Raw genomic sequence first — 19863 nt, 5'->3', positions numbered from 1 at the left:
TACGAGTGCCGGTGACCGCGCGCGAGTGCCGACTGCGGACGCCGGGCCGGCCTGCGCCGGGAGGCTCGGCTACGTCACCGCTGTCAGACGCGGAACGACTCGCGGGCCATGCGGCGCACCCGGTCCTCGTCCACCGTGTGCCCGAGACCGGGCTGGGTGAGCGGCACGGCGACGACCCCGCCGGACGCGCCGACCGGCGGGAGCACCACCTGGGCGCTTCGCGGCGGCTCGGCCACGTCGCTGGGCAGGGAGCAGCCGGGCAGGCTGGCGACGGCGACCGTCGCGGCCCGGGCCAGCCCCGCGCCGAGGCCGCCCGCGCAGACGATGTCCCACCCGGCCTCCACCGCGCGGTCGTGCGCGAGCCGTACGGCGCCGAGCGAGCCGAACTTCGCGGGGCGCAGCAGCAGTGCCCGGCCCGCCTTGAGGCTCACCGCCTCGTCGAGCTCGGACACGGAGGTCACCTCGACCGCGACCGAGGCCGACACTCGGTCCTGCAGGTCGGCGCTGGTCAGCAGGTCCTTGAAGGGGCGTTCGATCGCCACCACCCCGTAGGCGTCCAGCGCCTCCAGCTGCGCGATCTCCGTGTAGGCGCCGCGCCCGTCCACCGCGATGGCCAGGCCGGGATAGGCGGCGCGCACGGCGCGCAGCGGCTCGACGTCCCAGCCGGGATGGACGTCGAGCGTCACGTGGCCGTAGCCCGCGCAGACATGCCGGTTCACCCGGGCGACCATGCTCTCGAGCGAGCGGTCAGCCGTCAGCCTGACGGTCGCGATCAGCGACGTACGGCTGCCGCCGAGGGCGTGGGAGAGCGGGACGCCGTTCATGCGACCCCACAGGTCCCAGCACGCCATGTCGCCGGCCGCGCCACCGGGGATCTCCCCCAGCTCCGAGGGGTGCTCCCAGTCGAGGCCGATGAGCGCGGGCACGCCCCGCTCCAGCGGGCCGGCCTCGGCGGGATCGACGGCCTCACCCCAGCCGACCATGCCGCCGTAGTCCGTGATCTTTATCAGGACGGTCTCCGGACGCCTGCCGTACGGCAGGGTCATCCGGAAGACCTCCAGCTCTCGGACACGCGGCACTCGGATCCCCTCGTCTCTTCCCCCGGATCCCGCCGAAGGCCGTCCCGGCGGCGCCTCGGGTGCGCTGCGTCCGGCCGGCCTGGTCCACGGCGGGATCTCCGGGATTTCCTAGACCTCCATGGTGCCCGCTTCGCGGCGGTGCTCGAAACGGCCGCCCACGACAGTGGCCATGCCCGCCATGACGACGAGCAGACCCAGGCACGTCACGTAGACCCACGGCCGGCCCCCGTACGCGGCGAACACGGCCCCTGTGACCGCGACGGCGACGACGGAGAAGACCGACTCCCCGATGCTCAGCGACGCGCTGTTGCGGCCCTCCTCCCCCGGCGCGGACAGCTCCAGGACCAGCACCGACAACGTCGGGAAGACCATTCCGATGCCCAGGCCCGCCACGACCCAGCCCGCGAAGACCACGACGGCCGGCGTGGCCGGAATGACGATCAGAGCGGTGACGCAGATGCCGGTGGCGATCAGCGTCGCGCCGACGCGGATGGTCAGCGCACGCGCGTGGGGCCTGCGGCCCTGAATCCACGAGCCGAGCGACCAGGCGAGGGCCCCTCCGGTGAGCGCGAGCCCGGCCTCGGCCGTGTTCAGGTCCCGCTCCTGCACCAGCATCAGCGGGACGAACACCTCGGCGGCGAAGAACGATCCGGCCGCCAGGCCGCGCAGCGCGATGACGGTGGGCAGCCCGCGGGCCGCGCGCAGCGTCCCCTTGGGCAGCAGTCTCGGCAGCGCCAGCGCGAGGATCACCACGCCGGCGACCGCCAGGACGATCCCCGCACCCGCCGCGCCGCTGCCGTACTGCAGCAGGGCCGCGCCGATCGCGGCGCACACGCCCCAGGCGAACCGGGGCAGGAAGGCCCGGCCCATCGCCTCTCTCGGCTGCCCGGCCATGGCGGGCAGTCCCCGCCACATGATCAGCGCGGCGGGGACCGACAGCACCGCCACGCCCAGGAAGATCAAGCGCCAGTTCCAGGTCTCCGCCACGAAGCCGGTGACGGCCGGGCCGACCACGGACGGCAGCACCCACGCCGCGGCCAGCGCGGAGAACACCCGCGGGTGCATGGCGGAGGGGTACGCCTGGGCGACGAGGACGTACAGGGCCACGTTGAACATGCCGCCGCCGAGGCCCTGGAGGAAGCGCCCGACGAGGAAGACCTCCATGTCGGGCGCGAACCCGGAGACGGCCAGCCCGGCGACGAATCCCGCCACTCCCGTCCACAGGGCGGGGAACGGCCCCCGTGCGTCGCTCCAGCGCCCGCCGACCACCGTGGCGATGATGGTGGCCGCCATGCCGCCGCTGAACGCGAGGCCGTACAGGTGGTAGCCGTTCAGCTCCCGGCCGATCAGGGGCATCGCGGTGGCCACCGCCAGATATTCGAACGCCACGAGCATCACCAGGGCCACGATCCCGACGCTCAGGGCACGGTAACGCTGGCTGAAGACGGCTGGAGCGGTCATTACCGAAGACATATTGCGGACATTACAAATCACCGTCCTGGCGTGTAAACGCGACCTTGGTCGTAGGTCCGGCGCTCGATGGCGGCGGCCATCAGATCGGGGAAGGCGTCCGGCGTGCAGGCGAAGGCCGGCACGCCCATCGCGGCCAGCGCCGCCGCGTTGTCGTGGTCGTACTGCGGCGTCCCCTCGTCCGACAGCGCGAGCAGCACGATCACCTGGACCCCGGCGGCGGTCATCGTGGCGATCCTGCGCAGCATCTGCTCCCGCGGCCCGCCCTCGTAGAGGTCGCTGACCAGCAGGAAGATCGTGTCGGCCGGCCGGGTGACGAGGTTCTGGCAGTAGGCCACGGCCCGGTTGACGTCGGTGCCGCCGCCGAGCTGGGTGCCGAACAGCACATCGACGGGGTCGCCCAGCCGGTCGGTCAGATCGGCCACGGCCGTGTCGAAGGCCACGAACGAGGTCCTGAGCGAGCGCATCGAGGCGAGCACCGCGGCGAAGACGCCCGCGTACACCACCGAGGCGGCCATCGAACCGCTCTGGTCGACGGCCAGCACGACCTCCCGCTGGACGGCCCGCTGCCCGCGCGCGTACCCGACCAGCCGGGACGGCACGACGGTCTTCCGCTCGGGGAGGTAGTTGCGCAGGTTCGCCCGGATCGTACGGTTCCAGTCGACCTCGGCCACCCTCCTCGGCCGGTGGGTCCTCGCCGAGCGGTCGAGCGCGCCGCTGACGGCCGTCAGGGTGCGCCGCGTGAGCCGCGCCTCCAGCTCCCGCACGACCGTGCGGACGACGGCCCTGGCCGACTCGCGGGCCCGCTCCGGCAGCAGCCTGCCCAGCGACAGCAGCGTGCCCACCAGGTGCACGTCGGGCTCGACGGCCTCCAGCATCTCGGGCTCCAGCAGCAGCCGGGTCAGGTCGAGCCGCTCGACGGCGTCCTTCTGCATGACCCGCACGACGCCCGCGGGGAAGTGCTCCCTGATGTCCCCCAGCCATCGGGCCACCCGCGGCGCGGACGCGCCGAGGCCGGCGCCGCGCCGTTCCTGCCCGTCGTAGAGGGCCGTGAGGGCGGCGTCCATCCGGGCGTCCGCGCCCTCCAGGGTCCCCTCGGCCGCGCCGCCCAGCACCAGCCGCCAGCGGCGCAGCCGCTCGTCCTCGCCGTCCATCAGGGCCTCCCGCCCGTCCCTCGTCCCAGGATGTCGCGCACGGTCCGCACGGCCCCCGCCGCCAGCCCGTCGTCGTAGTCCGCCCCCTCGTCGGCGCCCGGCGAACCGGGACGCGGATCGGCGCCGGAGCGGATCCGCCCGCCGATCATCCGCCGTTCCGGCGCCGGAAACGCGCCGAACGTGCGCCGCAGCAACGGCAGCACGTCCACGAACGCCTCGGGTGACAGACCGGTGAGCCAGGCGTCGACGGTGGCGAGCAGGCGCGAATCGTGGACGAGCAGCAGGCCGCCCCCGGACAGGAAGCCCTCCATCCAGGCCGCCGACCGGGCCGGGGGGTTGCCGGGTGACATCGAGCGCGCCATGCGGGCGGCCACGTCGTCCTCCAGCGCCTCGGCGTCGAACAGGATCCGCACGATCCGGCCGTCGAGCAGCCCCGGAAGGTCGTCGCGCCGGGCGATCCCGGCCAGCGTCGCGAGCCACCGGCCGCTCCCCATCAACCCGGCCGCCGTGTGGACGCCGTCCATCAGCGCCGCCATCTCGCGGGCCGCGTCCTCGTCCAGCCCTGTGAGGGCGGGGGACAGCCCGGCGCAGATCCGCGCGAGCATCGACTCGGTGACGCTCCCGAGCCCCTCGGTGCCGCGCACGTCCCCGTACCGGCGGGCCCGCACGAGCGCGGGCAGCGCCCCCATGAGATGGCGCACCTCGCCGTCGAGCGCCGCCCGGTCCTCGATCCGCCCCAGGACGTACGCCAGCGCGTCCGGCAGGTGGGCGAGCAGGCAGCGCTCGACCAGAGCGGACAGCTCGGGCAGGCCGGCGCCGCCCGCGAGGTCGCGGACGCGTGCCGACGCCGCCGCCTCGACCGTGATCCCCCAAACGGCGGCCTCGATGAGGGCCACGTCGAGCTCGGGACGCCACTCCAGCGACCACGACTCCTTGAACGTCCCCTTGCTCCGGGCCCGCCGCGGCGTCCCCCAGGGCACGTCCAGCAGGGCGAGCCGGTGCAGCAGCCGGCTTCGGCCGAGGTCGAGCGGCCTGCGCAGGTCGAGGTCGTGCTCCCCGGCCATGGCCTCGGGCTTCATGCGCAGCCGCCGCTGCTCGTCGCGCAGGTCCCGCCGCAGCGGCACCATCGGCGTGGCGTCCGGCACCCGCCCGAGCCGCTCCCCCACAACCATCCGCCGCCGGACCAGCTCGACCGGCAGCTCGTCGCCGCCGCACAGCACCGCCCTGACCGCCTCGGTGACCTCCGACAGCCCGGCGAGCGGCCTGCCGCGCAGCGCCGCCAGCGCCTCCGCCAGCCGTACGGCCTCGATGACGTGCGCGGAGGAGACCGGCAGATCCTCCTGCCGCAGGATCGCGGCGGCCCGGGCGAGCCAGCGCTCCACCGGGTGGTCGGGCGCCGTGAACAGGTGCTCGTACCACCCGGGCGCGGCGACGCCCGCGCCGTAGCCCGCTCCCGCGGCGAGCCGTCCGTGGGTCCACGGCACCCACGTCATCTCGACCCTGACCTTGGGCAGGCCGCGCAACAGCCGCTCGTCCTCGGCCGGGGAGGGCGCTCGTCCGGGCCCGTCCGGCGCGTCCGAGCCTGACCCGGCGGGCGGGCCGCTCCGGCGGGCGCGGCCTCCGGGCGAGGGCGGCACGGGCGAGGGCAGCACGGGTGGGGACGGCGTAGGCGGGGACGGCGTAGGCGGGGACGGCGTAGGCGAGGGCGGCACGGGCGCGGGCAGGGTCAGGACAGGCGGGGACAGCGCGGGCAGATGCCAGGCGCCGCAGACCACCGCGATCCGGGCGAAGCCCTCTCGCGCCGCGTTCCGCAGCGTTCTGCGCATGTACGCCTCACGCCGGGCCTCGGCGCCTTCCGCGACGTGCCCCTCGCGCACGGCCCGCATCGCCTCGGCGACCACGTCGAGCGTCCCGGCCTCGCCCCGGTGCTCGACCAGGTCCTCCCACCACCGCTCCGGGTCGTCGTACCCGGCCGCGCGGGCGAGCTCGCCGATGGGATCGCGCCGTACGGGGTCGGCGTCGAGCGCGAGGCTGTGCGCGGCGGGCAGGTCGCAGAACCGCGCCTCGACGCCCGCCCTGGCCGCGTAGGCGATGGCCTGCCACTCCGGCGAGAACTCCGCGAACGGCCAGAAGGCGGCCCGCGACGGCTCCCCCGGCACGTACGCCAGCAGCGCGACGGGCGGGCGCATGCCGGGGTCGGCGGCGAGCGCCACCAGGCCGTCGGCCTCGGGCGGGCCCTCGACGAGCACCAGATCGGGTCTGATCCTGTTCAGCTCGTCACGCACGGCCCTGGCCGATCCCGGCCCGTGGTGCCGCACCCCCAGCACCGACAGTCGCGGCACCGGCACCTCCGACACGGGCAAACCTGGCGCGGGCGAACCCTGCGCGGGCGAACCCGGTACGGGCGAACCCGGCGCGGGCACCTCCGGCACCGGCGACCCGGGCCCGGACGACGCGCCGGCGGCGATCTCAGCCGGCATCGCGGCAGGCCCGGTAGAAGTCGCGCCAGTCGTCGCGGTCGCGGACGACCGTCTCCAGATACTCCTGCCAGACCACGCGGTCGGACACCGGGTCCTGCACCACCGCCCCCACGATGCCGCCCGCGATATCGGCCGGGCGCAGCACGCCGTCCCCGAAGTGGGCGGCGAGCACGATCCCGTTGGTGACGACGGAGATGGCCTCCGCCGTGCTGAGCGTTCCGCTGGGCGACTTGACCTTGGTCCGCCCGTCGGAGGTCACACCCGCGCGCAGCTCCCGGAAGACCGTCACCACGCGGCGGATCTCCTCCAGCCCGGTCACGGTCTCCGGCAGCTCCAGGGAGCGGCCGAGCTGCCTCACGCGCCGGGCCACGATGCCGACCTCCTCCTCCGTGGTGGCGGGGACCGGCAGCACGACGGTGTTGAACCGCCTGCGCAGCGCGCTCGACAGGTCGTTGACCCCGCGGTCGCGGTCGTTGGCGGTGGCGATGACGTTGAAGCCCCTGGCCGCCTGCACCTCCTCCCCCAGCTCCGGGATCGGCAGCGTCTTCTCCGACAGCACGGTGATCAGGGCGTCCTGGACGTCGGACGGCATGCGGGTGAGCTCCTCGACCCGGGCCAGCCGTCCCTCCGCCATCGCGCGCATGACCGGGCTCGGCGTCAGCGCCCCTCGGGAAGGGCCCTCCGACAGCAGCCGCGCGTAGTTCCACCCGTAGCGGATGGCCTCCTCCGCCGTGCCGGCGGTGCCCTGCACGAGCAGGGTCGAGTCGCCGCTGATCGCCGCGGCGAGATGCTCGGACAGCCAGGTCTTGGCCGTGCCGGGCACGCCGAGCAGCAGCAGCGCCCTGTCGGTGGCGAGCGTCGCCACCGCGACCTCGACGATCCTGCGCGGGCCGATGTATTTCGGCGTGATCCGGCCGCCGTCCCCCAGCACGTAGGTCGTCACCGCCCAGGGCGACAGCCGCCAGCCCGGCGGGCGTGGCCGGTCGTCGGTCTTCGCGAGGATCACCAGCTCGTCGGCGAACTGGTCCTCCGCGTGCGGGCGCAGAACGCTGGTCATGCGAGCTCCTTGAGCATGTCGAAGCGGAACCGCAGGGTCGCGGCCAGTTCGGGGACGTCCCCGGCGTGCTCGTGCATCGCGGGGTCGAACCGCTCCCCCGCCAGCCGGATCAGCTCGCCGGCGTTCCACGGCTGCGTCCGCGTGGTCTCGACGATCTTCTTGAGCACGGTCCTCGCGAGCCGGTGCCCCCACGGCCGCGGCACGCCGCCCAGCATCATGACCATCTGGCCGTCCACCGGATGGCCGGACACCAGCTCGGCGGCCCGGTGGGACCGTTCCTCCGGCGGGAGCACGGCCAGCAGGTCGGTCAGGGGCTCGGCCGCGAACAGGGCACGCGCCCACGCCGGGTCCCGCTGCAGGATGGCGGCCCTGGTCCAGCCCATGCGGACCTCCCGCTCCCAGTCACCGACCCGGGCCCCCGCGATCTCGTCCGGCGGCATGCCGAGGTGACCCGGCCAGAACGACAGCGGCGTGTGCGACACCACCTGCTGCAGCCACCAGCCCCGCGTCTCCATTCCGGCGGGTGGCCGCGCCCTGACGCCGTCGCGCTCCATCGCGGCGTCGCAGGCCGGTGGCGGCTCCGCCCGGAGCCCGGAGCCGTGCCTGGTCACGAAACGGCGTGCCCGTGCGGTCATGCGGAGGGCCAGCCGCGAGCGCGGCAGGCGGGTGAGGAGGTCGGCGGCGGCCTGCCGCGCCTCGCGGCGCCGGTCGTCGAGCACCGCCTCCAGGAACGGCTCGTCGGCCATGCCGAGGCCGTCGGCGAGGATCGTCACGAAGGCGGCCCGGTCCTCCGGCGTCTCCGCGATCCAGCCGCGTTCGAGCAGCTCCCGCGCGGCAGCGGGGTCGCGGCGCCGCAACGCGGCGAGGAAGGCACGCCTGTCGCCGCTCGTGCCGAGCTCCCACACCTCGTCGGGCGGCACGTGCGCCGGCTCCGCCAGCAGGTAGGCCCAGTCGGAGTTGAGACCGGCGAGCCAGCGGCCCCGGGCTCCGGCGACCGCCCCCAGGCAGGCGCGGATCGACCGGTCCCGCGCCCCGAGGTCGAGCAGCCCGGGAATCATCTCGGCCGGGACCCGCACCCGCCGCGCGGCCGCCGTCTCCAGCCACTCGGTCAGCAGCCTGCCCTGCTCACCCGCGAGCATCCGGGCCAGCCGGTCCGCGGCGGCCCCGGGCACGAGCGGCAGCGTCTCCGCCGCCGCGGGAGCCGGCGGCCTGCCCCTGCCCGGCCGCCGGCCCGCGCGCATCCGGACCGCCTGCTCGGCGGCCTGCTCCAGGAGGCTCTCCGGCGGGACTGCGCGGCGGTCGGCGCCGACCAGCGCGGTGGACACCAGATCCGCCCACGAAACCCGCCCGGCCTCCCCTCCGCCGGAGACGGCCCGCGTCATAACCGCACCACCCCGCCGTCCTCGTTCCACGCCGTCAGCGGGAGCAGCCCGCGCGGCGTCCATTCGGCGGCGACCGTCACCGGCCGTCCGCCGGAGACGGCCAGCAGCCGCCACGGGACGCCCGCGGACGGATGCAGCGGCAGCGCGTTCCCCTCGTCGTCCGCGAGCGCGTCCGGGCAGGGGACGACTCCGTCGAGCACCAGCGGCCAGGAATCGGTCCAGGGATCGGCCGCGAGCACCTCCGCGATCAGCGCGGGCACCTGGGAGACCTTCGTCCCCGGGGGCGGCCCCGCCTCGACGAGGCCCCGCCGCTCGGCGACCAGGGCGCGCAGCGGCGCCGCCCCCGGATAGAAGACCACGTCGGCGTCGATCGAAGCGCCCGGCGGCGGAAAGGACTCCAGCGGCTGCCCGGCGGGCGAGAACGACAGCACCATCGCCAGGCGGCCCGTCGTCCGCCCTGCCAGCCACACGCGCCGGGCGAGCAGCCGGTCCTGCTCCTCGTCCCGGCGGCCGACGACATCCCAGTGGTCCCGCACGGCCGGGGTGGCCAGGACGGACTCCCTGGTGACAGGGAAGCCGACCCGCGCCCGCACGGTCTGCCGCAACGGCTCGGGCAGCGCGGCGGCACGGCGATGGGCGACCGCGAGCAGATGAAGCAGCGCGTACTCCCCGAGCAGAAGGCCCGGCCAGTCCTCCGCGCCGAGCACCCGTGGGAGCCGGCTGACCGTCCCCGCCACACCCGGCGCCTGCGCGTCGACCAGCCGCCTGGCGAGATCGTCCCAGTCGGACGGCCCCGTCTGCCGTGCCTGCGCGATCCCCTGCCCGATCTGGTCGGCCAGCCACCGCTCCAGCTCCGACAGGCCCGCGGCGACCCTGCTCTCCCGCTGCTCTGCCTGGGTGCGCCCGGGCACCGAACGTCCCCCCGTGCCTGCGCCGGCCGTCCCATCGGGAGCCGCCGCCGGCACCTGCTCCCGGCTCCGCCGTTCCATCACGCGCCGCAGACTAACCACGCGCTCCGACAATTAGGCGCGCTCGTGAAGTCGGGCCAGCTCACCATCCGGGAAGACGGCGTCCGGCGTGCACCAGTGTCCGGCTCTCGGTCTCGGCGCTCGGCGCTCGGCACTCGGCACTCGGCGGAAATGTCGGCGACGTCTGGCAGGGTCGGGCCCATGAGCGAGATTCCCGAGGCCAACTACTCGAAGAAGTGGGACGACGACTCCCGGTCCACCCCTCCCCTCGTCGGCGACGAGCGGGAGATCCTCACGGCCTTCCTCGACTGGCACCGCGAGACGTTCGCGCTGAAGTGCTCGGGTCTTCCGGAGGATCGGCTGTCGGACAAGGGGGCGCCGCCGTCCGGGCTCAGTCTCCACGGGATCCTCCGGCACCTCGGGAGCGTGGAGCGTTGGTGGTTCCGCATCCAGTTCGCCGGTGAGGACGTCCCGCTCCTGTATTACTCGGACGACGACCCCGACCAGGACTTCGAGGATCTGGACGGGGACGTCGAGGAGGCGTTCGCCGTGTGGCGGACGGAGTGCGAGCGTTCCCGCGAGATCGTCGCCGCCGCCCGCTCACTGGACGAGACCGGTGTCCACCGCGCCACCGGGCAGCCGATCTCGCTGCGCCGCATCCTCGTCGGCATGGTCGCCGAGTACGCGCGTCACAACGGGCACGCCGACCTGCTCCGCGAGCGGATCGACGGCGCCACCGGCCACTGAGGACAGAGCCGGGCGGTCACCGGCGCTTGCCGGGTGTCAGGCGCGGCGGGCCGCCCAGACGGTGCGCTCGGTGCGTACGGCGAGATCCTCGCGGCGCAGAATGCTGTTCGGGCTGTTGGTGTCCAGGAGCTCGTCGAGTGCGGCGAGGTCCTCGGGGCTAAGGACGGGTGCGGCGACACGGCGGATGCGCCGCAGGCCGCCCACGGCGTAGCGGCCGATCGCCTCGCTGCGCCCACCTTCGATGTTGACGATGATGGTGCGCTCGTCCTCGACGGTGAAACCGGCGGCTGTCAGCATCGGGCCCCAGTCGGCGCCGCGGTGCGGAACGTGCTCGGCGTGGAAGCTGCCGGTCGCGGCATGGGCGCGCTCTTCGAGCCCGGGCCGGCTCTCGGGGGCGTGGGCGGGCAGGAAGCGGGGGAAATCCGCGAGCTCGACGACGGCGAACAGGCCGCCGGGGGCGAGCAGGTCGTGGACGCTCGCGAGGGCGCGGCCGGGGTCGGCCATGTGGTGCATCGAGGCCGAGGCCCACACCAGATCCGGCGTGCCGAGGTCGGGCCAGTGGTTGGTGTCGAGGTCGGCCTGCACAGTCCGTACGCGCTCCTCGACTCCGCGGGCGCATGCCTTCTCGCGCAGGAGCCGGAGGTGCCCGGCCGAGCTGTCGACAGCCGTGACGTGCGCGTCGGGGAAGCGCTCGAGAAGCGCGAAGGTGCCCGCACCGGTGCCGCAGCCCAGGTCCACGATCCGGCGCGGCTCGCTCTTCAGCGGCAGCCAGGCGGTGATGGACGCTATGTGCTCGGCGAGCACCTCGGCATCCAGGTCGAGGATCTCCGCCTGCTCGCCATCGCTGTGCTCTTGGTGGCCGCCGTGGCGATGGTCAGGGTGGGGGTCAGGGTGGGGGTCAGGGTGGGGGCCAGGGTGGTGGCTCGGGTGGTGGCCGCCTTCGCCACTGTGGGCGGTGTGCTGGTGCGTTTGGGGCATGGCGATACCGTAAGCCCGTCATGCGCCTACCGCACGACTACTTGCGGAATACGCAAGAAGGTGGCGTGGTGTGCTGCCCGGCACGCAAGATCTACCATGCGCCGAGGGCCCGGCGGACTGTAGCCCGCTATTCGCAGAGACCCTGGACGCCTCCGCGGCCGGCTTCGGAGCCGTCGGCGCCGGCGTCTTTCTGGTGACCGCGGCGGGCGTCTCGGTCGAAGATGCCGATGATCTCGCACGGTCCGCCTTCGGCGCCGATGGCGTGCGGCATCATGGTGGGGAACTCTGCGGCCTGGTTGGTCTCGATGCGAAAGCGCCGGTGGCCGAGCATGAGGACGGCGGCGCCGGACAGCACCACCAGCCATTCGCGGCCGGGGTGGGCGCGCATGCGGGCCGGGTTGTCGGGCGGAGGGTCGGTCATCCGCTGACGCATCACGCTCATACCGGGGTCGCCCTTTATGGGCCAGCGCATCAGGCCGTGGGCGCCGTCGATCATCGGGCTGATGACGACGTCGTCGGCGGCGTTCTCCACGAGCTGGTCCAAGGTGGTGTCGAGCGCGCGAGCGAGGGTGACCAACTGATCCAGAGCCAGGCGGCGCTGACCGTTCTCGATGCGGCTCAGTGAAGACTGGCTGAGGTTGGCGCGGGCGGACAGCTCCTCCAGCGACCAGCCCTGGGCGACGCGCAGCGCGCGGATCCGTTTGCGTACGAGACTGTCCAGCTGACCATCTTCTTGCGTCATGGGCAACATGGTATGCCCTGACTGCAAAGCGCCTTTAACGTCGAATACAGATGGTCCAGCACGGGGGGCCACGTACGACGAAAGGTGCGACATGTCTGCGCAGACTTCCCGCTACGGGAGCGACACACTGCCCACCGAGACCGTGGAAGTGTAGTGATCGACGGCGGCGCCGCGGACCTGAACAACGCCCTGGCCGGCTCCCACATCAACGCCCTGCCGGCCGCCGCGGACATCGACGCCGCGCTCGCCGCCGCCTGAAAGACCACCGGCTGACATAAGCCCCGCTGCTGAAGAACCGCGCGGACCGTGAAGAACCGCGGACCGCCGTCCAGCGGTCCGCGCGGTGAGCAGGTCCCCATCTCACCAACCTGGCGACCGGTCCTGTCCCGGCGCTGATTCCGCATGCCCTTTCAGGAAGGAAACCATGAGTACCAATCAGCCTCCTCTGGAGGCGGCCGCGCCGGCCGGCGGCGGAGGTACGCCGGACCCGCGTCAGCTGCGCGCGATCCTGATCACCGTCTCGATCGCGCTGATGGCTGTCATCGCCTCGGTGTCCGGACTGAACGTCGCCCAGACCCACATGGCCGTCGAGTTCGGCGCCTCGCAGACCACTGTCCTGTGGATCATCAATGTCTACACCTTGGCCCTGGCCGCACTGCTGCTGCCGCTCGGCGCGCTGGGTGACCGTCTGGGCCGCAAGCCCATGCTGATCACCGGGCTGATCGTCTTCGGTACCGCCGGCGTCGTCGCCGGCCTGGCCCCGTCGGCCGGGGTCATGATCGCCGCCCGCGTGGCCGCCGGGATCAGCGCCGCGATGATCATGCCGATCACGCTGGCCGTCATCACCTCCACCTTTCCCGAGGAGGAACGAGGCAAGGCGATCGGTGTGTGGACCGGCGTCGCCGGAGGCGGCGGCATCCTGGGCATGTTCCTCTCCGCCCTGCTGGTCGACGTCGCCGACTGGCGCCGACTGTTCGTCCTGCCCGTGGTCCTGGTCGTCATCGCGCTGGCGATGACGCTGAAGTCCGTGCCCAACTCCCGCGAACGCTCCGCGCATTCCTTCGACGCCATCGGCGCACTGGTCTCCACCATCGCCGTGATCGGTCTCGTCTTCGTCCTACAGGAAGGCCCCGAACGCGGCTGGACCGCGCCCATCACTCTGATCAGCCTGGCCGTCGGCGTCATCGCCGCCATCACCTTCGTGGCCTGGGAGCTGCACCGCCGCGACGCCTCGCTGCTGGACGTACGCCTCTTCCGTGAGCGCGGACTGGCCAGCGGCTCCATCACCCTGCTCGTCGTCTTCGGCGTCCAGGCCGGTATCGCCGTCGTCCTCTTCCCGTTCTTCCAGGCCGTACTCGGCTGGTCCGGGCTGCTGTCCACCGTGGCGATGATGCCGATGGCCGTCATGATGATGGTGACCTCCGGCCTGGCGCCCAAGATGGCAGCCAGGATTGGCACCCGCTCCACCATGGCCGTGGGCGTCGTCCTGGCCACCCTCGGCTTGGCCCTGATGGCCTTGTTCACCGCAGCACCATCGACAGCAAGCTCGACGGCATACCTACGGGCGTCGCGAACACCGCTCGTGAAGGCATCGCCAACGCCATCGAGGTCGCGCCACAGGCCGGCAGCCACGCACGGGACCTGATGCACGCGGCGCAGCAGTCCTTCGTCGACGGCTGGCGGCAGGCCATGTGGATCGGTGCCGTCGTCATGGCCGCACTGCTCGTCCACGTCGCCCTGCGCGGCACGAAGAACACCGCCCCCCTACAGCCCGAACCCCTACAGCCCGACGGCCGCACAGCGCCCTGAGCACATGCAGGCGTAGCACGCACGAGCGGCCGACGAGGCGCGATCAGGCCGTCATTGGCCTCCGACCGGAACGGGAGCAGACCCGGTAATTCCGCGGTCATCGCTCGGCTGCCGAGGAGATGGCGCGGGGATGGCGTTGTCGATGAGGACGGCGGCGATGGCGGCGGCGGTGGGAAAGGAATCGCCGTTGAGGACTCGGGTGCGGGCCGAGGCGCCGTCGATGAGCAGCGCCAGTTGTTCGCCGAGTTGCTCGGGGTTGGTGGCGCCCGCTTCGCGGGCGGTTTCGGTGAGCCGCGCGGCGATGGCGGTCTTGTAGTCGCGTGCGTACTGGGATGCGGGGTGTTGGGGGTCGTGAAGCTCGACGGCCGCCGCGATGTAGGGGCACAGGGGCGTGGACGCGGGCATCTCGAAGGCGGCGAGGAGCCGTTCGCGGGGCGTGAGGTCGGTGCGGTCGAACACTCCGGGCATGACGTCGGGATCGAATCGGCGCAGGTATTCGGCGACGAGTTCGTCCTTGCTGGTGAAGTGCTGGTAGGCCGTGCGCTTGGACACCTGGGCCGCGGCACAGAGTTGGTCCATGCCGGTGCGGTTGATTCCCTGATCGCGGAACAGCTGCTGTGACGCGCTGAGGATGCGCTCGCGCGCGCCCCTGCCACGGCGCCGGCCCAGGGGGCCCTTCTCCAACTCCGTCATACCTCCAGCATAAACCGGTTCGGTACAGACCGGTGTACGTAGCTTGCGCCCCGACCAGCCGTCGCGTACGTTACGTACACAGCCCGGTGTATATAGGACCGAGCTGTTTCGACTACCCGTCAATTCAATGGAGTGATCGTGGGAAAGCTCGACGGCAAGGTAGCGGTGATCACCGGCGGATCCACCGGTATGGCACTGGCCGGCGCCAAACTGTTCGTCGCGGAAGGAGCGCACGTCTTCATCCAGGCCCGGCGGCAGGAAGCACTGGACGACGCTGTCAGGCTGATCGGCCGCAACGTCACCGCCGTCCAGGGCGACGCGGCCGAACTGGACGACCTGGACCGCTTGTACGACACCGTCAAGCGGGAAAAGGGCTCGATCGACGTGCTGTGGGCCAGCGCCGGGATGGGCGAACCCGCCGTCCTCGGCGAGATCACCGAGGAACAGTTCCACCGCGCCTTCTGGCTCAACGCGCGCGGCACCCTGTTCACTGTGCAGAAGGCACTGCCGCTGATCAACGACAACGGCTCGATCCTCATGACCGGATCCAATGCCTCCCTCGGCTCCTTCCCCGGCTGGAGCCTCTACGCGGGAAGCAAAGCCGTCCAGCAGGCCTGGGCCCGCGTCTGGCTCAACGAACTGCGCGACCGCAAGATCCGGGTCAACGTCCTGACCCCCGGCCAGGTCGCCACCGCCAAACAGGAAGAACTGTTCGACGAGGCGACCAAGGCCGCATTCGAGTCCCTCATCCCCCGCGGGAAGATGGGCCGCCCCGAAGAAATCGCCACCGTCGCCCTGTTCCTCGCCTCCGACGACTCCAGCTACGTCAACGGCCTGGAACTGGTCACCGACGGTGGCACCACCGCCATCTGAACCACCACCAGGAATGCCGTGGGCACACCGCGCAGCGACCCCGTCGCCGCGACGAGCTGATCACGAACACGGACGGCTGATCGGCCGGCACCCGCACGCGCCGGCCACGGCGTGACAGGAGCTCAGCGCCTGGCAGGGCACCACCGGCGTGGGGATCGAGTCGACCAACGAGGTGTGGGGCCGGATCGCGCTCACCGAGATGACGGTGCACGGCGTCTCGTCGGCACACAGCCCTGGGAAACTGCGCACCGAGGGTGCGTAACGATCATGAACGAGACAGAGCGACATCTCGCGAACAGGAAGAGAGCACACCTCATGAGCAGCATCACCCTCCTCGGTACGGGGAACATGGCCCGCGCCATCGGCACGCTCGCACTGGCGGGCGGCAACACCGTCGAGGTCATGGGACGCGATCAGTCCAAGGCCGATGACCTGGCCAAGGCTCTGGGCGGCGGCGCCACGACGGGCAAGTGGGGCGCCGTCCCTGCCGGGGACATCGTCATCGCGGCCCTGTTGTACGCCGGTGTCGTTCCGGTCGTCACCGAGTACGGGGACGCCCTCGCGGGCAAGGTCATCGTCGACATCAGCAACCCCTTCAACGCCTCGTTCGACGGACTGGCCCACAGCGGGGAGACCTCGATCGCGCAGGAAGTCGCCAAGGTTGCCCCGGCCACCGCCAGCGTGGTCAAGGCTTTCAACACCATCTTCCGCAATGTCCTGGAGAAGGGCCGGCCCAACGTTTTCATCGCCGGCGACGATGCGCAGGCCAAGGCGGACGTGGCGGCATTCATCGAGAGCCTCGGGCTGCGCCCGCTGGACGTCGGCGGCCTGAAGACGGCGCACTGGCTGGAAGGAATGGGCCTGGTCACGGTGGCCCTCGCCGGCAACGCGGTTGGCCACTGGGACTTCGCCCTCGGCGTCGACGAATTCACCGGCTGAGCCCCCGGGGCCGAGCAGTCGGCGAACAGGGCGGCGTGTGCCCTGACATCGGCGAACGCCCGCCGGTCCTTCGCGTTCCGGCGGGCGGACGGCCGGGAAAGGACCGGCCCGATATTGCGTATGTAACCTTGACGTTACCTTCGGCCGGTGCCATAGTGAGCAGCAGTTGATCAAGCTCAACCCCGCTCCCGACTCCCCTCCGCCACCCACGACCCCGTTGACGCGATTGCTTTTGTTAGCGCTAACAACTCGCGCCGGCGGATGTCCTGCCGAGTGCCGACCGAGACGTCCGGCGCGGGATCGTCCATGCCCGCGTGACGGTGTCCGCGGTCGCCTGACCGAACATCGGCAGGCCGCACCCCCCGCACGTTCGACTCAGTCGAGCAAGACGCATGTAGGAGTTGATCCAACATGTTCAGACCCCCCATCCGACGCGGACGCCTCAAAACCCTGGCCGCTCATACGGCGACCGCACTGGCGCTGATCGGCGGCGCGCTCGCGGTGACGCCGCAGGCGCAGGCGGCGCCGCCCGCCGGTCCGGACCGTCCGCCGGGCGCCCCGGGCCAGCCGCCGGGCGCCCCGGGCCAGCCGCCGGGCGCCCCGGATCGGCCGCAGGGACCCTGTGACATCTACGCCGCCGGCGGCACGCCCTGCGTGACCGCCCACAGCACCACGCGCGCGCTGTACGCCTCCTACAACGGCCCGCTCTACCAGGTCATGCGCACCTCGGACAACGCGACCAGGGACATCGGCGTCGTACGCTCCGCCGCCCACCCCTCCCCGGACGCCGGCGGATACGCCGACGCGGCGGCCCAGGACGCGTTCTGCGATCACGTGGTCTGCGTGATCACCAAGATCTACGACCAGTCCGGCCTGGGCAACGCCCTCTATCAGGCTCCTCCCGGCACGTTCCGCGGCCCGGCCGTCGGGGGCTACGACACCCTCTCGATAGCGGACATGGCGCCGATCACGATCAGCGGCCACAAGGCCTACGGCGTGTACATCATGCCGGGCATGGGGTACCGCAACAACGACGCCACCGGCCTCGCGAAGGCCGACGAGCCGGAGGGCATCTACTACGTCATCGACGGCACCCACTATGACAGCGGCTGCTGCTTCGACTACGGCAACTCCTCGACGAACAGCCGCGCCGTGGGCACCGGCACCATGGAGACCACGTACTTCGGCACCGCCACCGCCTGGGGCAGCGGCAGCGGCCCCGGCCCGTGGATCATGGCCGACATGGAGGCGGGCCTGTTCTCCGGGTACAACGCGAAGCAGAACCCGGCCGATCCGACCGTCGACTCCTGGCGGTTCGTCACCGCGGTCGTCGACGGCGGCGGCGGGAACCAGTGGGATCTGCGAGGCGGCAACGCCCAGGACGGCCCCCTGACGACCTTCTACAGCGGAATCCGTCCCGGCTCGCTGACCAACAGCAGCTACTACCCCATGCACAAGAAGGGCGCCGTCCTCCTCGGCACCGGCGGCGACAACGGCAACGGCTCGTCGGGCACCTTCTACGAGGGGGTGATGACGAAGGGCTACCCGTCGGAGGCCACCACGGACGCGGTGCAGGCCAACATCGTGGCCGCCAAGTACGACGTGACGCGTCTGGCGCTGTCGCGGGCCACCACGTTCACCCCGCGCTCCGCGCAGGACGTCACCGAGACGTTCACGAACACCACGGGCTCGGCAGCGGTGGGCGTCAAGCTGAGCCTGTCCGCCCCCGGGGGATGGACCGCCTCGGTCAAGGACACCCCCGACAAGTCGGCGACGTTCCCGTCGGTCGCACCGGGTGAGAGCGTGAGCGCGACCTTCACGGTCACCTCCGCGGACAGGACCGACGCCGGCTACCTGACCGGCAGGGCCGAGTGGACGAACCCCTCCGGCCCGGTGAAGGGCCGCCAGTCCGCGGAAACCGAGCAAGCCGTACGCAACGTGATCCCCATCAAGATCAATGAGGTCCGGTTCCGTACGAGCACCAACTCGACCGACCAGTTCGTGGAGCTCTACAACCCCTCCGCGAACGAGGTCGACATCTCCGGCTGGACCCTGACCACCACGCCGAGCGGCTCGCCCGGCACCACGCTGGCCAAGATCCCGCCCGGGACGCGGCTCGCGAGCGGCGCCTACTACCTGCTGGGCCTCGCCGGCTCCGGGCTGGCGGCCCCCGCGAACCACGAGGACACCACGGTCAACGTCAGGAGCACGACCGGCTTCGCGGCCGGCCAGCAGATCGACATCGACACCGGCCGCGAGCGGGAGACCCGCACGATCCAGTCGGTCGGGACGGCGGCCAGCCCGGCGACGACGCTGTTCGTTCCCGTGTCCACCGGGCCGTGGATCACGATCCCCGCCCACTCGACCAACGTGCCCGTCACGAACGCGACCGGATTCACCGTCGGCGACAGGATCGGCATCGATTCGGGCGACGACTACGAGCTGGCCACGGTCACCGCGGTCGGCAAGGCGGCCACGCAGACGACCCTGTCGGCCGACGCGGCCGAGGGCGCGACCAACATCAAGGTCGCCGCCGACGCCAACATGACCGTCGGCGACACCCTGACGGTGGACACCGGCGAGAACAAGGAGACCGTCACGGTCGCGAACGTCGGCACTACCGGCGCGAGCGGCACGGGCGTCGACCTGGCCGCGCCGCTGCGGCTCGCCCACGTGTCGGGCGTCGACGTGTCCGACCCCGGCACGGGAATCAGCTTCTCGCCGCCGACCCGTCACCCGCACACGAGCGGCGTGCCGGTGCAGGCGCTGGGCGGCGGCCTCACGCTCGACAAGCCGGTCAAGGCCCACCCGACCGGCACGGCCGTGGTCAACCCCCTGGTCACGACGGCGGGCTACCAGGGAACGCCGGTGCCCGACCAGTGGTTCGGGAGCGCCCTGTCCACCAGCGCCGGCTCCATCGCGCTGCTCGACGAACGAGGCCACGTGGTCGTCGACGCCGTCGTCTACGGCTCCCAGCAGAGCAGTTCGAGCGGCAACGGAACCATCGCCACTCCCGAGCTCGCCGTCATGGAGGCCGACCAGGGCAAGGGCGGCTGCATCGCCGTGGTGGCCGGCGCCGCCGCCGGCGCAGGCCGGAGCAACGCCCGCTGGCCCGACGGCACCGACGCCGACAGCCTCTGCCACGACTTCGTCACGAGCACCGTGCCGACGCCGGGCGGGCCCAACACCAAGTAGCCCGATCGATCCTTGATCGCATCCGGTGCCCGCGGTCCACCCGCGGGCACCGGATTCCACTTCGGTGGGGTGTGGCGAGTGAACATCCCGGTACGCTCCTGAAGAACGTCCTGGACGGCCTCATAGCCCGGGCGGGTAGGCGATGGCGTGCAGGCGCCACTGGCGCACCAGCGTCCGCACCTACTTGGAGCGGACCAGGTCGTACGCGGTTTCCCCCGTGCCTGGTTTCCACCGTGCCTGGTTTCCCCCGTGCTTGAGGACGCTTCGAGTCCTGGTGCGAGCAGTACGGCTTCACCA

The 19863-nt window shown here is 72.2% G+C and carries 16 protein-coding genes; 6 read left to right on the top strand and 10 right to left on the bottom strand.

All coding sequences use genetic code 11. From position 1 onward, the window contains the following. Positions 1-83: 83 nt before the first annotated feature. From ACGFIB_RS12190 to ACGFIB_RS12160, 7 genes are all read right to left on the bottom strand, one after another. The gene (locus ACGFIB_RS12190; RefSeq protein WP_142570201.1) at positions 84-1079 is read right to left on the bottom strand and encodes an enolase C-terminal domain-like protein; all 996 of its coding nucleotides are present in this window, start codon (positions 1077-1079) and stop codon (positions 84-86) included. A gap of 108 nt (positions 1080-1187) precedes the next feature. Then, positions 1188-2540, bottom strand: coding sequence for an MFS transporter (locus tag ACGFIB_RS12185; RefSeq protein ID WP_357256715.1), 1353 nt, complete (start codon positions 2538-2540; stop codon positions 1188-1190). 29 nt (positions 2541-2569) lie between these two features. After that, the gene (locus ACGFIB_RS12180) at positions 2570-3703 is read right to left on the bottom strand and encodes a VWA domain-containing protein (protein ID WP_393371010.1); all 1134 of its coding nucleotides are present in this window, start codon (positions 3701-3703) and stop codon (positions 2570-2572) included. Continuing rightward, positions 3703-6060, bottom strand: coding sequence for a DUF5682 family protein (locus tag ACGFIB_RS12175; protein ID WP_393371008.1), 2358 nt, complete (start codon positions 6058-6060; stop codon positions 3703-3705). Before ACGFIB_RS12175 ends, ACGFIB_RS12180 begins: the two co-directional genes overlap by 1 nt. A gap of 112 nt (positions 6061-6172) precedes the next feature. Then, on the bottom strand, positions 6173-7240 hold the full coding sequence (locus tag ACGFIB_RS12170) for an ATP-binding protein (protein ID WP_191052246.1): 1068 nt from the start codon (positions 7238-7240) through the stop codon (positions 6173-6175). After that, positions 7237-8622 (bottom strand): DUF5691 domain-containing protein, encoded by a 1386-nt coding sequence (locus ACGFIB_RS12165; protein ID WP_393371004.1) that lies wholly within the window; start codon positions 8620-8622, stop codon positions 7237-7239. Before ACGFIB_RS12165 ends, ACGFIB_RS12170 begins: the two co-directional genes overlap by 4 nt. After that, on the bottom strand, positions 8619-9611 hold the full coding sequence (locus ACGFIB_RS12160) for an SWIM zinc finger family protein (protein WP_223853298.1): 993 nt from the start codon (positions 9609-9611) through the stop codon (positions 8619-8621). The genes ACGFIB_RS12165 and ACGFIB_RS12160 overlap by 4 nt, the downstream gene beginning before the upstream one ends. A gap of 180 nt (positions 9612-9791) precedes the next feature. Between ACGFIB_RS12160 and ACGFIB_RS12155 the strand changes: the two genes are divergently transcribed. Further along, on the top strand, positions 9792-10337 hold the full coding sequence (locus ACGFIB_RS12155) for a DinB family protein (RefSeq protein ID WP_357244299.1): 546 nt from the start codon (positions 9792-9794) through the stop codon (positions 10335-10337). 36 nt (positions 10338-10373) lie between these two features. Here ACGFIB_RS12155 and ACGFIB_RS12150 read toward each other — a convergent pair whose 3' ends face one another. Continuing rightward, positions 10374-11315: a methyltransferase gene (locus ACGFIB_RS12150; protein ID WP_393371002.1), complete on the bottom strand. Its 942-nt coding sequence runs from the start codon at positions 11313-11315 to the stop codon at positions 10374-10376. 127 nt (positions 11316-11442) lie between these two features. Further along, entirely contained in the window at positions 11443-12066 is a 624-nt protein-coding gene (locus ACGFIB_RS12145) for a helix-turn-helix domain-containing protein (protein WP_393370999.1), read from the bottom strand. Positions 12067-12481: 415 nt separating this feature from the next. On the opposite strand from ACGFIB_RS12145, the gene ACGFIB_RS12140 reads away from it, so the two are divergent. Beyond that, a complete protein-coding gene (locus ACGFIB_RS12140) occupies positions 12482-13702 on the top strand; it encodes an MFS transporter (protein WP_393370997.1) in 1221 nt (406 codons plus the stop codon). Beyond that, positions 13702-13866, top strand: a complete 165-nt coding sequence (locus tag ACGFIB_RS12135) for a hypothetical protein (protein WP_393370994.1) — start codon at positions 13702-13704, stop codon at positions 13864-13866. The genes ACGFIB_RS12140 and ACGFIB_RS12135 overlap by 1 nt, the downstream gene beginning before the upstream one ends. 51 nt (positions 13867-13917) lie before the next feature. Here the strand turns inward: ACGFIB_RS12135 and ACGFIB_RS12130 are convergent, their stop codons facing one another. After that, entirely contained in the window at positions 13918-14559 is a 642-nt protein-coding gene (locus ACGFIB_RS12130; protein WP_393370991.1) for a TetR/AcrR family transcriptional regulator, read from the bottom strand. Between the two features lie 138 nt (positions 14560-14697). Here ACGFIB_RS12130 and ACGFIB_RS12125 point away from each other — a divergent pair, with 138 nt between their 5' ends. From ACGFIB_RS12125 to ACGFIB_RS12115, 3 genes are all read left to right on the top strand, one after another. Continuing rightward, positions 14698-15432, top strand: a complete 735-nt coding sequence (locus ACGFIB_RS12125; protein WP_142570130.1) for an SDR family NAD(P)-dependent oxidoreductase — start codon at positions 14698-14700, stop codon at positions 15430-15432. A gap of 315 nt (positions 15433-15747) precedes the next feature. Next, positions 15748-16371, top strand: a complete 624-nt coding sequence (locus tag ACGFIB_RS12120) for an NADPH-dependent F420 reductase (RefSeq protein WP_393370987.1) — start codon at positions 15748-15750, stop codon at positions 16369-16371. A 411-nt stretch (positions 16372-16782) separates the two neighbouring features. Then, on the top strand, positions 16783-19566 hold the full coding sequence (locus ACGFIB_RS12115) for an arabinofuranosidase catalytic domain-containing protein (protein ID WP_393370984.1): 2784 nt from the start codon (positions 16783-16785) through the stop codon (positions 19564-19566). Positions 19567-19863: the final 297 nt, after the last annotated feature.

It is taken from the genome of Microbispora bryophytorum, assembly GCF_043197435.1.
Classification (GTDB): Bacteria; Actinomycetota; Actinomycetes; order Streptosporangiales; family Streptosporangiaceae; genus Microbispora; species Microbispora bryophytorum.
Note: the sequence above shows the minus strand (reverse complement) of the source record. Positions and strands in the feature narration are given on the sequence as shown.